We start from the raw sequence: 13,366 nt of genomic DNA, 5'->3' as shown, positions 1-13,366 counted from the left end.
TTTATAATATTTCCTCTTCCCATTCGACTTCGTGGGCTTCCATTAGTTCTTCTAGTTCGTCTTGGAATTGGCGGAGTTTGGTGCGGCCTTCGTCGAGGAGTTCGTTGGCTTCAAGGATTTTGTCGTAGCTTTGGAGTTCGAGTGCGATTAGGATCATTTTCATGGCACGGAATTGGGTGTTGCTGGCGTCAATGTAGATCTCGTGGACTGCGCGTACTTCTTTCGTTTCTGGTCGGATGCTTTCTAGTTTTTCGATAAATTCGGTGTAGGCTGGAATGGTGACGGTGTCCATCGTTTCGTACATGGTCCAGTCATCGGTGTAGTTGTTGCCGGAAACGCTGGAGTAGGAGTCAACGGCTTCTGCTTCGAGTTCAAAGATGCTCATCAGGTCTTCGTTTACATAGGTCATGAGGTCTTCTTGGACGGGGTCGGCGCTGCAGGCTGATAGTGCGAAAAGGGACAGTATTGCCAGAAAGCACAGGAGTTTTTTCATGTTTGTTTTGGTCATGGTGGGTCCTCCATGGGTGTTGGTTTTTGACACTCTAGTATGGTATTCGGGGTGGACGGTATTTAGCACGTGGGGGTGTTGTACTTTTTGAGGGTTGGAAAAGGCGGTCCCGCTTGCTGAAGGGGCCGCCTTTTTTTGGTTTTAGTCGAGCGTTTCGATGCAGAGCTTTATTACGTGCTGTGACCTCAAGTTAACACCAATTTCATATGTGTATAACAGTTATTTTTTTAGGAATAGTATGTAGTGATTAAAGTTCGGGTATAGACAGTATAAATCTGTTAAGAAAGGAGCTATATATGGATAAATTCTATAAGATACCCTTTGAAGAAGTGTTGAAGACTATTGAGGTTACAAAGGATGGCCTTACTGATTCGGAAGTAAAAAAAAGACAGGAGCAGTATGGTTTTAATGAACTTGGAGAAGATCAGCGAAAAAGCACTTTTCAGGTCTTTATGGAACAGTTCAAGGATTTTCTTGTCATTATTCTTATTGTAGCAGCTTTACTATCTGCCTTTTTAGGAAAGTTTGAAAGCACCATCGTAATCGTGGTCGTGGTTATCCTCAATGCCATTCTTGGAACCGTTCAGCATGTAAAAGCGGAGCAATCGCTAAAGAGTCTGAAAAACCTGTCGTCTCCCACTGCCAAAGTTTTAAGAAATGGAGATAAAATTGAAATACCATCCAAGGAAGTCGTGGTTGGAGATATACTCTACCTTGATGCAGGGGATTACATAAGTGCGGATGGCAGAATCATCGAAGCCCACAGCCTTCAGGTAAATGAAAGCTCCTTGACGGGTGAATCTGTCAGTGTTGATAAAACCGTTGATCCTATTAATGAGGACGATGTTTCCATTGGTGATAAGACGAATATGGTATTCTCCGGGAGCTTTGTTACATATGGGAGAGCTGTCATTGTGGTTACAGAAATCGGAGAGAAAACGGAAATCGGTAAAATCGCCAATTTGATGGAAAGTGCGAAAGAGAAGAAAACGCCACTTCAGATGAATCTTGATAATTTTGGAAAGAAGCTCGCCATTGCTATTATCATTATTGCTGTTCTTATTTTTGCGATTGATATCATTCGGGGACGGACATTGATTGACTCATTCATGTTTGCCGTTGCCCTGGCAGTCGCGGCCATACCAGAAGCATTGAGCTCCATCGTGACCATCGTGCTTGCGTTTGGCACACAAAAGATGGCAAAGGAAAATGCCATTATCCGAAAGCTTCACGCAGTAGAAAGCTTAGGTAGCATCTCTGTCATTTGTTCAGATAAGACCGGTACCCTTACACAAAATAAAATGACCGTGCAGAAGGTGTTTCTGGATTCAGAAATCCATGAGCATGACAAATTGAGGCTGGACCAGGCCCTGCATGAAAAATTCCTTCATATGCAGCTTTTGTGTAACGATGCAGAGACCACCAAGGATAAGGAAATTGGAGATCCCACCGAGATTGCCTTGGTAGATTTCGGGGAAGAAATTTATGAATTGGACGAAATGGAAACAAGAAGATCCTACCCTAGACTGAAGGAAGTACCTTTTGACTCTGACAGAAAGCTGATGAGTACTGTCCATACCCTAGATTCCAAACAGGTACTGATTACTAAGGGTGCCGTCGATGTTTTGATGGATAGGGTGGTAAAAATAGAAACTTCGGATGGCATATCCAATTTTTCAGAAGAGGACAGGAAGAAAATCGACGAAGTGAATCATTCCTTTTCGGAAAGCGGACTACGTGTGCTAGCCTTTGCTTATAAAGAGGTGGACAATTATGAAAATGTCTCTACCGAGGATGAACATGACTTAATCTTTGTTGGATTGACTGCCATGATGGATCCTCCCCGTGCGGAGTCTAAGGAAGCGGTCGAACGATGCATTTCTGCTGGCATCAAACCGGTGATGATTACAGGAGACCATAAAATTACCGCTTCTGCGATTGCAAAGGAAATCGGGATTTTCAGAGATGGCGATAAAGCAATGGAAGGATTTGAGCTCGAAAAGATAAATGATGAGGACTTAAAAGGCATGGTGGAGGACATCTCCGTCTATGCACGAGTATCTCCAGAGCATAAAATACGAATTGTCCGAGCCTGGCAAGAAAAAGGAAATATCGTTGCAATGACCGGCGACGGTGTCAACGATGGTCCTGCATTGAAACAGGCGAACATTGGAATCGCCATGGGAATCACAGGAACGGAAGTGGCAAAGGATGCCTCGTCCATGGTCCTGACAGATGATAACTTTTCCACCATCGTTAAGGCGATTGCGAACGGAAGAAGCATCTATGCCAACATCAAAAATTCCATCCGGTTCCTGCTTGCCGGTAATACCGCTGGAATTTTATCTGTCCTTTATGCTGCTATAGGCGGGTTACCTGTCCCATTTGCGCCAGTGCATCTGCTGTTCATCAATTTGCTGACAGATAGCATGCCGGCGATTGCAATTGGACTTGAACCTCATAATAAAAAAGTGATGGATGAAAAACCGAGGGATGTGGAAACCCCGCTTCTCAATAAAGTGTTTGCGGCCCGGCTCCTAAGTGAAGGATTCTTAATTGCTGTGGCTACCTTGATTGCGTTTCATATCGGACTAACCATGGACGATCCTCTGACAGCCAGTACCATGGCATTTTCCACACTATGTCTTGCCCGACTGTTTCATGGCTTCAACGCACGTTCCAGACAGTCGATATTCAAAGTGGGCTTGTTTTCGAACCTCTACTTGATAGGGGCGGTCGTCTTAGGTATCGCGCTCCTGCAGCTTGTTCTGCTGGTTGATCCTTTAAAGGGGATATTTGAAGTTGCCACACTAACTTCTGCCCAGTTCGGCTATGTCTATGCTCTTGCACTAATGCCGCTTGTGCTGATTCAACTGTATAAGTTGATATTTGTAAAAGATTGAAAGAGGAATGTGCAATGACCTGTATCCCATAAGGAATACAGGTTTTTTTTCGTTGATTGTTCCCTTCACTCACATCGTTTCAATTGTCAGTTTGATGGCTGCAGTCAGGTCACTCTGGGACCAGCTTGGTGTGTTGTTGAGCTGGGTCGCGAGCTGGTGTGAGGCTGGAATATGGATGAAGCCTGCCGGGATTTGGGCTGTGTTCGGTTTATCTGTATCAGTACGGTTAGCCGCTGGGTCTGCCCCCTGTTGCGCTAGCTTGTGCAATGCCGCGTACATGACGTTATTACATAGGTAGGTCCCTGCTGTATTAGATATTTTTGCAGGAAAATTATTTTCATTTAAATGGTTTACCATCGCGCGGATCGGCAGGGTGGAAAAGTAGCCGTCGGGGCCATCTGGGTTGATTGGTGCATCCTGAAGCACTACTCCATTATTATCAGGCGCACCACCAGCATCCTTACAATTAATTGCAATTCGCTCCGGTGTTATGTGCGCCCTACCGGCAGCAAGCCCAAGGGAAACCACGGCATCTGGTTGTAGCTCCTCCATATACTCCAATAACAACTTTTCCGATTCGGTGAAATCAACAGGCAGCACCCGGCTTATGACTTGGTATTGACCAATTATCTGTTGGTCCAATTCTCTCACAATCTCCTCTGTTGGATTGATCTTAAAATTCAAAAACGGTTCAAAACCTGTTAACAGTAGGGTTTTGGTCATGATGGAAGACCTCCTTATATTTTGGAAAGGGGAAGGACGGTTTTGGCTTATGGCGCCTCGATTGATGTTCAAAGGAGCTAGTGAACCGTCCCACCTGCTTATTTAAAGTAATATTGCTCCGTAAATTAATGCTCCCACAATGACGTATGCGGGGTGCACTTTCCATTTTTCAAGAAGTAGGTAGCTTGCGATAACTAGAAATACTGTTTGGATGGTGCCGCTTGCTTCGTAGGATTCAGTGAAGAAGCGGTAGGCCATGACTCCGAGTAGGAGTGCGATGGTTGGTCGCACATAGTTGGACATTCGTTTTACTTTTGGTGAGTCTCGGAATTTGTACAGGAGGCTCATGAGCGCAATCATCAGGATGAGTGATGGTGCGACGGTGGCAAATACGCCGACGGCTGCGCCTAGGATGCCTGCTTGTTCGTATCCAATGTAGCCAGCCATTTTGGTTGCGATTGGCCCTGGCAGTGCGTTTCCGAGAGCTAGTACTTCACTGAATTCGGAGACAGACAGCCAACCGTAGCGGTGGACGACCTCGTTCTCCACTAGCGGAATCGATGCGGGGCCTCCGCCGTACCCCAGGATGCCCGGTATGAAAAAGGCTAGGAAAATCTCCCAATAAATCATCATGGTTGGGTCCCTCCTTGTTCCGGTTTGGGTTTGTCTTTTTTCAGGACTGCCGCTGCAAGTAAAAGTGCGATGACGATTCCAGGATGGATGCCGAGAATCTCGATGAACAGGAAACTAGCTAGGATTAGGAGGATGGCTGCGGGCCAACCTAGTCCTTTTTGTGATTTTGATAGAAAGTCCCATGTCAGTACGGCAAGTAAGACGCCGACAACAGGTAGTACTGCTTTGGTCATGCCCTGTACCCACGCCTGATCTTTGAAGCTTGTAAGCGTGGTGAGCAGGACGATCATGAGTATGATGGTCGGAATCGTGGAGGCTAGGATGGCGTTCATCATGCCTGTGTAGCCGCCGACGCGGTAACCGATGTAACCGGCCATTTTGGTGTTGATTGGTCCGGGCAGGGTGTTGGCGAGTGCCAGGATGTCAGAGAATTCATCGTCTGAGAGCCATTTGTACTTGCCTACTACCTCTTTATGTACAAGCGGAATGCTGGACGGACCTCCGCCGTAACCGAGCATCCCAACACGGAAGAATGCGATAAATAAGTCCCATTGCTTCATGGTGTATGGTTTCCTCCTTTGTGAGGGGGCTGACTGACCTCTATGTTGCTTTGGTGCTTTAGTGGAGTGAGGGTCAGACCCCTCTTTAGTTCTTTAGTGATTTAACGGAGAGCGGGTCAGACCCCTCTTTAATTGTTTATCTCTTTACCTCATTACCACGATGCAACGCAGCCGTCGGTTCTTGGTTCGGTTCCTCCGGTGAGGGTGCCGGTTTTTGGGTCGCGCCAGATGATTTGGCCGCGGCCGAAGCTGCCTCCGTCGAGTGTAACTTGGATGTTATGGCCTTTGCGTTGGAGTGCTTGGGCCAGGTGTTGCGGGAAGTGGTGCTCGACGTGTACGGTTTTTCCCTCCATCCATTGCCATCTTGGTGCGTCCAGGGCAGCCTGCGGATTGAGGTGGAAGTCGACGGTGTTCATGACAACTTGCATGTGACCCTGTGGCTGCATGTAGCCTCCCATGACGCCGAACGGTCCGACGGCTTCGTTGTCTTTTGTCAGGAAACCAGGGATGATGGTGTGGTATGTCTTCTTCCCTGGTGCCAGCGCGTTTTCGTGTTCTGGGTCAAGGGAGAAGTCATGCCCTCTGTTTTGCAGCCCAATCCCGGTGCCTGGTACAACAACTCCGGATCCGAAGCCCATGTAGTTGCTCTGGATAAAGGATACCATATTCCCCTCCCCATCAGCGGTCGCTAAATAGACAGTTCCCCCTTTTGGTGGGGTTCCTGGTTCTGGCGTTAAGGCCGTTTCTGTAATGAGATTTCTTCTTTCTTTTGCAAAGGAATCGGACAGCAATTCTTCTGCGGTGTGGGTCATAGTCGTTGTATCTGACACGTATTTTTTGGCGTCAGCAAATGCGAGTTTCATTGCTTCGATTTGTTTGTGATAGGTTTCGAGACTGTCGCGTTCGGTGAAGGTGTCCTCTTTTAGCATGTTAAGCGCCATGAGTGCGACGATTCCTTGGCCGTTCGGCGGAATCTCCCAAACGTCGTAGCCTCTGTAGTTGACCTTGATCGGCTCCACCCATTCCGGTTGGTAGGCTGCCAGGTCATCATATGTAAGGAAGCCGTTGTGTTGCTTGGAGAAGTCCGCGATTTTTTGGGCGATTTCGCCGCGGTAGAATGCCTCCCCGTTTGTTTCACCGATTTGTCTTAGTGTATCTGCGTGTCCTTTGGAGGACCAAGTTTCCCCGATTTCCGGTGCACGTCCGTCTGGTGCGAAGGTTTCAAACCAGTGAGTGAATTCTTCGGTTGTGCAGGATTTTTTATAGGCGTTGTATGCGCCTTTCCAGTACTTTCCGAGTGTTGGGGAGACTGGGTAGCCATTTTCTGCATACTCGATGGCAGGTTGCAGCACTTCTGAGAGTGATAGTTTGCCAAATTTCTTGGATAGCTCTGCCCAGGCCGATGGTGCGCCAGGAACGGTGACTGGGATGAGTCCCATTTTCGGCATTGTTTCGTGGCCTCTTTCTTTTACCGCTTCGATTGAGATGGATTGTGGTGCTGGGCCGCTTGCATTGAGACCGTGCAGCTCCCCTTTTGTCCAGACCAGGGCGAATGCATCGCCGCCGATTCCGTTGGAGGTTGGTTCCACGACCGTCAGGCAGGCTGCAGTTGCGATGGCCGCGTCAATGGCGTTTCCTCCTTTTTTCAGGATGTCGAGGCCGGCTTGTGCGGCTAGTGGCTGGGATGTGGCAACCATGCCGTTTTGAGCGAATACAGTGTTGCGCTGAGATGGATATGGGTTGTTAAGATAGTCGAGTTTAAGTGTCATTAGTTGATCCCCCTATTATTTCGTTATGCGAATTATTTTCTATTATACGTAATTTTCTTTATTTTTTCAAAATAAGAAATTTTGCTTTGTTGTTGGGGGTGAAATGGATTCGGGTGTTTGGGGTGTTGACGTAGTGTGGGTAGGAGTCTTGTTGGTGGGTGGTGGAAAAGTATTTCAGGATGTCTTTTGTGGTGACGAGTGGGTCGTGCTGGTTGTTGTAGAGGTATTGCTTGTAGCTGCTGAAAGGGTAGTCTTCAGGGTTGTGGACCATCTGGGCTGCGACAGGGTTCAGGTGGATGTATTTGCTGACATCAATCTGGTAGTCTATGTCGTGAATGATGCTGGATTTAAATCTTCCTTCTAAGAGGTGGCCGGTGAGTTTGTATTTGCGGTTGATGTACTGGGCGTATTTGGTGTTGATTTTTTGCATGATCATGCTGATGTTGGTGGTTTCGGTCTCGATAAGCAGGTGGGTGTGGTTGGTCATGAGGCAGTAAGCGTGCAGTTTGAACGGGTATTTATACTTGATTTCGAGGAGGATGCGCTTGTAGGTTTGATAGTCTTTTGGTTCAAAGAAAATGATACTGCGGCGGTTTCCTCTGGTGGTGACGTGGTACATGGCTCCGGGGAACCAGATTCTTGGGTTTCTGGGCATGTGGGTGGTGCTCCTTTCGGGGGTGGAATTTGGCCTTGATGGCATGTGTTGGTATGTGTCGGCATGGGCTAAGTGGAAAGTGCGGAGGTCTTGTGGTGGAGAAATGGCATGGAGTGGGCCAACTTATATAGTATTCGACATGAAGTGGAAAACACCTTTAGGGGTCTGACCCCTTTTTGAAAAAAATTCTTCTCAAACAAAAAAATACCGCCAAACGGTACCTGCGTTTGGCGGTTTTGACATTCTCTTGTATTGCGCTGTTGTGTTGTTTGTGTATCGGTATTGTTAGTATACCCAGGTATGCTTGGCTTTATTCCTGGTTTGGGATGGAAATGTATAAAAAGTTGCATAGAAAAAGAGCAGCTTTCCGGAGTTGTGTTTCCCGTTTGTAAGCTGCTCTTTGGCTCAATAGAGTTTATCGTTCTAGCATTTATTTTATTAACAAGACTTTAATTTATGTTAGATAGCTGACAGATTCTTCTTTTTCTTCATCAGAAGATCCTTCGTCGCCGTCTTTGTCTTCTCCGTCTTCAGGCTTGTCTTCGCCTTCTGCTGGAGTTTCTTCTTGTTCACCAGCTGGCTCGCTTCCTTCTTCAGAAGCTTGTCCTTCTTCCTCTAGTAGGGAAGTGACTGGTTTATTAAAAAAGCTACTCGGATTCACTGCTACATTGTCCTTGCGGATTTCAAAATGAACATGTACTGCGTCTTTGTTCAGCTGGTTTGTGTGTGCTTTGGCGATTGTTTCACCTTGTTCTACGAAATCGTTGACTTTGACTTTTACGTCAGTCAGTGATTGATAGATTGTTTTCACACCATCCATATGCTCAATTTCTACGACGTTTCCTAGTAATGGATCATTTTCAACATGCGTTACAGTTCCACTTAAAGAAGCAACTACTTCGAATGTTTCGCCGTCTTTCATTGCAATGTCGATACCTGTGTTTGGTTGGTAAATGCCATTGTACTCAATAAAAGCTGCTTCTTGTTCTTCTTTAGATGCATTTGCATCCCAGAATGGTCTTTGGATGACAGAAGAGTTAACATCTGTTACCGGCATTACAAAGTTTTCTACCGGGCTGTTTACTTCCATGGAATCTTGATCACCATAAGAAGTGGTAGGTCCTTGCCCTTCTGTATTTCCTGGATTACCTTCTGATTCATTACCTGATTGGGATACTAAAACCGCTGTCAAAATGATTGCTGCGCACCCAAGATAGATTGCTGGGAACACCCAACGCTTTTTCATTAAGCGTTGCCAATTTGAATTTTGAGAAGTCCGTTTCTTTTCTTCCTCTCTCATTGTATCATCACCTCAGCAATCATTCTGAACAGATTCACAGAATAATATACATCCAGGCTAAAAAAAATTTTGAAATGCTTATTTTTCTTCAACGGAGGTGTAATTATGCATGGAAATTGAAAAAAAGTTTGAAAAGGGGTCAGACCCCGGCAGGAGCCGGGGTCTGACGGGTGAACCTTTATTCGACGTGGAGAGGGAAAACCCTTTGGGGGTCTGACCCCCAAAGGGTTATTTTTTTCATTTTTTAAGTTTTCCCCTTCTCTATCTTTTGGCTGTCACTTTATTTAGGTATTGTTCGGCGCTGGCGATTTGGACGTCTTTGTAGTAGTGGGAGATGATTTGGGTGTAGTTTTTGCCTTCTAGGGCCATGCCGTTGGCGCCATATTGGCTCATCCCAACTCCGTGGCCAAAGCCTTTGGTGGTGATGATGATATTGTCTCCCTTACGCTCCCAAGTAAAGTCGCTGGAGCGCAGCTTAAGGATGTCACGCACTTCCCTTCCACTCAGCGTCTTCCCATTAATATCTACCGTCTCCACTCGATTCCCAGTTGTACGGGCGATGATTTTCCCTACCGTACCGTCACTTCCCAGGCTTACCCCAAGTTTAGATTGAAACTCTTGTACTGGGAATGAAACTTGACTTAAGTATTTTTCAGAATCTACATCCCACGGGCTTTCTACACTCCGAAGATATGGGATTTCGTTTGGCCAATATTCTTCTGAGTTCTCTGTATAGCCATTGCTGGTGGAGAAATAGCTTGCATCAATTGGTGCATTATTATAGGTAAGGACGGATCCGGCTGTTTCCGCGACCGCCTGTTTTATTTTTTCCATCTTCCAGTTAAAGTCTTCCGCTGACCAAATTGTTTTAAGCTCTTCTGGACTTTTATAAACCTGATGCTGTTCGGTATCTGTCACATCAGCGCCTTCTGGTGTGCCTAATTTTTCTTCCGCCATTAGCTGCCTTAAAATATACGTCCGCGCTGCCAAAGCCTGTGCCTTTAACGCCTCTAGCTCAAAGTCAGCCGGCATTTCCGAAGCGACCACGCCTACAATATAATCCTCTAGCGGTATCTTTTCAATCATCTCCTGTTTATGTCGATAGACGGCTACATCAATCGGAGAGTCAATGGAATCCACTTGGTTTTGGATTTGTTGATTCGGTTGGAGTTCCTCTGCTAACTGGCCGCTTTCCTTATCGACAAACGGCATGACTAATAAAGTTGGTACCATTAATACCATGACAAATAGAATGGATGTGAGTACGATGATTGGTTTCAAGTTTCTCATAGCGCCGAGCCTCCGATAACAATAAAGTAGTAGTTGTTTGCTGATGGTTGGATACCTTTACTCTTCATTCTTATGGAAGTGGACAAGCAATTATGACTAAAATATGGGCAGGTTTCATGAGATCGTACAGTCGCCTCCAACCCTAAAAAACTCCTAAAAACTTCTATATTATATAGGCATAACCCTCAACTATCAGAAAACAACTCAACATCCCACAAAAAAATGGTCTCACAGAAAAAAAGTTGGAATATTAATAAGTAGTGAAAAAAATGCTGTGCTGGGGTCAGACCCCAGCAGGAATTTCCGCCCTCATGTCGAAGGCTCACAAAAAAAGTTCAAAAAAGGGTCAGACCCTTAAAGGAGTCTGACCCTCTTTGTAGAATATAAATAAATGATTGGCTGTTTTGGTGTGTTTAGGCTTCTTTGATTTGCTCTAGGATAACCGTTTGTTCTTGTTCCATGGAGCTTACGCGTTCGATGTCTGCGCCTAGTGCTGCTAGTTTGTTGTGGAAGTTTACGTATCCACGGTCTAGGTGTTTTAGCTCGGTTACACGAGTGTATCCGTCAGCGATTAATCCTGCTAGGGTTAATGCTGCTGCTGCACGAAGGTCGGTTGCCGCCACTTCTGCGCCTTGTAATTTCGATGGGCCATTGATGACAACGGAACGTCCTTCGATCTTGATGTCGCCGTTCATACGACGGAACTCTTCTACGTGCATGAAGCGGTTTTCAAAAACTGTTTCCGTAATCATGCTCGTGCCTTCTGCTGCCAATAATAAAGACATCATTTGGGATTGCATATCTGTTGGGAATCCTGGGTGAGGCATCGTTTTGATGTCAATTGACTTAAGCTTTTCTGGTCCGATAACGCGTAATCCGTTTTCGACTTCTTCAAACTTAACGCCCATTTCTTCCATTTTTGCAATTAAAGAGCTGGAATGTTCCGGCACTGCGCCTTCAACGATAACGTCTCCGCCTGTGATTGCAGCTGCTACCATGAATGTACCTGCTTCGATGCGGTCAGGGATGATGTTGTGTTGGCATCCGTGTAACTCGGAAACCCCTTCGATTCTGATGGTACCTGTACCTGCTCCACGAACTTTTGCTCCCATAGAGTTTAAGAAGTTCGCCAAGTCCACGATTTCCGGTTCTTTTGCAACGTTTTCCATGATTGTTGTACCTTCAGCAAGTGTTGCAGCCATCATGATGTTTTCTGTTGCTCCCACACTTGGGAAGTCAAGATATATTTTCGCGCCTTGTAATCTTCCGTCTACTTCGGCATCGATATAACCATTTCCAACTTTCACTTTCGCACCCATCGCTTCGAATCCTTTTAAATGCTGATCGATTGGTCTTGATCCAATTGCACAGCCTCCAGGTAGAGCGATTTGCGCTTTTCCGTTACGTGCAAGCAATGATCCCATAACTAGGACAGATGCGCGCATTTTTCTTACATATTCAAACGGTGCTTCCGTATGAAGCTCTCTTGTTGCATCGACAATTATACGATTATTTTCAAAATCAACATCGGCATTCAAATATCGCAAAACCTCGTTAATCGTATAAACGTCGGAGAGCTCAGGTACATCTAAGATTTCGCATTTGCCTTTGCTAGCTAATAAAGTTGCGGCGATGACAGGTAGTACTGCGTTTTTTGCTCCCTCTACTTTTACAGTACCCTTAAGCTTTTGTCCGCCGCGGACGATGATTTTTTCCAAAACGTTCCCCTCCGCGTCTTTTATTCTATATATTAATATTCAACAGTAATAATTGGCGTGCCTACAATCACGGTAGTCTTATCGCCCATTCCTTGTGTTCGTAACCCAATTTGTAAGTTCATCTTTCCCTGATGTGTCGGAAGAACATTATTCCATGCATCAGTATATGCTGAAACGGATACAAAGGTATCTTCCTGGATCTCTTCCACTTTTTGTGCTGAAAATGCGTCTAGCAAAATATTTGTCGTATTTTGCAAATCACCATCAATTTTATCACTGAAATCGCCGGTCATACAACTAAATATTTCAAAGTCTTCATGAGAAATATTGGTAAGATTCGAATGGAAATTATTTATTATCTCTGTTGCTACAGGCTTTTCCCAACCATACCCAGTTATCTCATATAATACATACGATGTCGTGGATGTGTTTGTGTGTGTGGTGATGAGCTGAAGAGTCTCTTCCTGCTTTAGTAAGTCATTATAATAAGTCCCAACTGCCTTCCATTGATCCTCTTCTTCCATCACGTTCCAACTAAGATGGCCCATATTCTGTTTTAAACGATTTACCTCTTTTTGAAAAGCGACTAAATCCCTAATTTTATAGACGTTCTTCCGCCCATAAAGTTTCCATTCTTGAATATTTATTTTCTCCTTCTGAAAAACTTCCGCGATTTCAAGTATCTCAGTACTGATATCGTTTGGTAATTGAGCTCTGCTTCTTTCATTCCCAAGAATTACCCCCGTAAAACATATTACGAAAATAAAAAATAGTCCTAGCAATCTATTAATATAAAGTTTCCACTTTTTTTCTGTATATTTCGTATTAGTTACGAAGCCCTTACCCGCATTCTTCCTCATAAACATATCCCCCACGCTCCCTTGTTTGTTACTAGTCAGTGTGGCCAATGTGGAAGTAAGAGATACATAGAAATGTTCGTCAAAATTTTTGTGTTTTTTTCTTTTTGGGGGTCAGACCCCGGCAGGAGTTTTAGCTCTTACGTAGACGGCGATATAAAAACAAAAAACCAGGGAAATCCCTCCCTGGTTTACTGAATTGCTATTATTTTCACCAAATCATCGGAAGTCTTTGTGATAGGAACAGGTAGTCTAGGAAAAAGTTGCTGACTGTTGATCCGATGGCGATGGTGATGAGGATCAGTAACAGTCTGATTTGGACGACTTTGTTTGGTTTCATCCATTTTTCGTATTGGACGGCTTGGAGTGCCCACCAGGTGATGATGATGAATAGTAGGTGGGAGATGATGCTAACGAGTGCTTGTACTCCGAAATCGATCATTGTGAAAG

The 13,366-nt window shown here is 45.2% G+C and carries 12 protein-coding genes; 1 reads left to right on the top strand and 11 read right to left on the bottom strand.

Features of this window, described 5'->3' with window-relative positions; translation table 11 throughout:
- Position 1 precedes the first annotated feature (1 nt).
- Positions 2-508, bottom strand: a complete 507-nt coding sequence (locus HC179_RS13975) for a hypothetical protein (RefSeq protein ID WP_168864851.1) — start codon at positions 506-508, stop codon at positions 2-4.
- Positions 509-804: 296 nt separating this feature from the next.
- Between HC179_RS13975 and HC179_RS13970 the strand changes: the two genes are divergently transcribed.
- Complete coding sequence (locus HC179_RS13970) at positions 805-3,411, top strand: calcium-translocating P-type ATPase, PMCA-type (protein ID WP_168864850.1); 2,607 nt, start codon at positions 805-807, stop codon at positions 3,409-3,411.
- Positions 3,412-3,480: 69 nt separating this feature from the next.
- Here the strand turns inward: HC179_RS13970 and HC179_RS13965 are convergent, their stop codons facing one another.
- The 10 genes from HC179_RS13965 to HC179_RS13920 all read right to left on the bottom strand — a co-directional run bounded on the left by HC179_RS13965 (position 3,481) and on the right by HC179_RS13920 (position 13,358).
- Positions 3,481-4,134, bottom strand: coding sequence for a pyroglutamyl-peptidase I (locus HC179_RS13965; RefSeq protein WP_168864849.1), 654 nt, complete (start codon positions 4,132-4,134; stop codon positions 3,481-3,483).
- 102 nt (positions 4,135-4,236) lie between these two features.
- Entirely contained in the window at positions 4,237-4,764 is a 528-nt protein-coding gene (locus tag HC179_RS13960; protein WP_168864941.1) for a chromate transporter, read from the bottom strand.
- Positions 4,764-5,327 (bottom strand): chromate transporter, encoded by a 564-nt coding sequence (locus HC179_RS13955; RefSeq protein WP_168864848.1) that lies wholly within the window; start codon positions 5,325-5,327, stop codon positions 4,764-4,766. Before HC179_RS13955 ends, HC179_RS13960 begins: the two co-directional genes overlap by 1 nt.
- A 152-nt stretch (positions 5,328-5,479) precedes the next feature.
- Complete coding sequence (gene ggt, locus HC179_RS13950) at positions 5,480-7,096, bottom strand: gamma-glutamyltransferase (protein ID WP_168864847.1); 1,617 nt, start codon at positions 7,094-7,096, stop codon at positions 5,480-5,482.
- A gap of 58 nt (positions 7,097-7,154) precedes the next feature.
- The gene (locus HC179_RS13945; protein ID WP_168864846.1) at positions 7,155-7,751 is read right to left on the bottom strand and encodes a transposase; all 597 of its coding nucleotides are present in this window, start codon (positions 7,749-7,751) and stop codon (positions 7,155-7,157) included.
- Positions 7,752-8,205: 454 nt separating this feature from the next.
- On the bottom strand, positions 8,206-9,051 hold the full coding sequence (gene spoIIQ / locus HC179_RS13940; protein WP_168864845.1) for a stage II sporulation protein SpoIIQ: 846 nt from the start codon (positions 9,049-9,051) through the stop codon (positions 8,206-8,208).
- A gap of 261 nt (positions 9,052-9,312) precedes the next feature.
- On the bottom strand, positions 9,313-10,341 hold the full coding sequence (gene spoIID / locus HC179_RS13935) for a stage II sporulation protein D (protein WP_168864844.1): 1,029 nt from the start codon (positions 10,339-10,341) through the stop codon (positions 9,313-9,315).
- A 413-nt stretch (positions 10,342-10,754) separates the two neighbouring features.
- The gene (gene murA, locus HC179_RS13930; RefSeq protein ID WP_168864843.1) at positions 10,755-12,059 is read right to left on the bottom strand and encodes a UDP-N-acetylglucosamine 1-carboxyvinyltransferase; all 1,305 of its coding nucleotides are present in this window, start codon (positions 12,057-12,059) and stop codon (positions 10,755-10,757) included.
- A 32-nt stretch (positions 12,060-12,091) separates the two neighbouring features.
- Entirely contained in the window at positions 12,092-12,919 is an 828-nt protein-coding gene (locus tag HC179_RS13925; RefSeq protein WP_168864842.1) for a YwmB family TATA-box binding protein, read from the bottom strand.
- Positions 12,920-13,127: 208 nt separating this feature from the next.
- On the bottom strand, positions 13,128-13,358 hold the full coding sequence (locus tag HC179_RS13920) for a DUF1146 family protein (protein ID WP_168864841.1): 231 nt from the start codon (positions 13,356-13,358) through the stop codon (positions 13,128-13,130).
- Between the last annotated feature and the right edge of the window lie 8 nt (positions 13,359-13,366).

This window comes from Bacillus sp. RO1, from assembly GCF_012524115.1.
Lineage (GTDB): Bacteria > Bacillota > Bacilli > Bacillales > Bacillaceae_I > Sutcliffiella_A.
This window is presented reverse-complemented; position numbering and strand designations above follow the sequence as displayed.

What these genes read in the sequence shown, in the direction of transcription:
- HC179_RS13975 (WP_168864851.1), bottom strand. Translation starts at nt 508, where the DNA reads ATGACCAAAACAAACATGAAAAAACTCCTGTGCTTTCTGGCAATACTG.
- HC179_RS13970 (WP_168864850.1), top strand. Translation starts at nt 805, where the DNA reads ATGGATAAATTCTATAAGATACCCTTTGAAGAAGTGTTGAAGACTATT.
- HC179_RS13965 (WP_168864849.1), bottom strand. Translation starts at nt 4,134, where the DNA reads ATGACCAAAACCCTACTGTTAACAGGTTTTGAACCGTTTTTGAATTTT.
- HC179_RS13960 (WP_168864941.1), bottom strand. Translation starts at nt 4,764, where the DNA reads ATGATTTATTGGGAGATTTTCCTAGCCTTTTTCATACCGGGCATCCTG.
- HC179_RS13955 (WP_168864848.1), bottom strand. Translation starts at nt 5,327, where the DNA reads ATGAAGCAATGGGACTTATTTATCGCATTCTTCCGTGTTGGGATGCTC.
- ggt (WP_168864847.1), bottom strand. Translation starts at nt 7,096, where the DNA reads ATGACACTTAAACTCGACTATCTTAACAACCCATATCCATCTCAGCGC.
- HC179_RS13945 (WP_168864846.1), bottom strand. Translation starts at nt 7,751, where the DNA reads ATGCCCAGAAACCCAAGAATCTGGTTCCCCGGAGCCATGTACCACGTC.
- spoIIQ (WP_168864845.1), bottom strand. Translation starts at nt 9,051, where the DNA reads ATGAGAGAGGAAGAAAAGAAACGGACTTCTCAAAATTCAAATTGGCAA.
- spoIID (WP_168864844.1), bottom strand. Translation starts at nt 10,341, where the DNA reads ATGAGAAACTTGAAACCAATCATCGTACTCACATCCATTCTATTTGTC.
- HC179_RS13925 (WP_168864842.1), bottom strand. Translation starts at nt 12,919, where the DNA reads ATGAGGAAGAATGCGGGTAAGGGCTTCGTAACTAATACGAAATATACA.
- HC179_RS13920 (WP_168864841.1), bottom strand. Translation starts at nt 13,358, where the DNA reads ATGATCGATTTCGGAGTACAAGCACTCGTTAGCATCATCTCCCACCTA.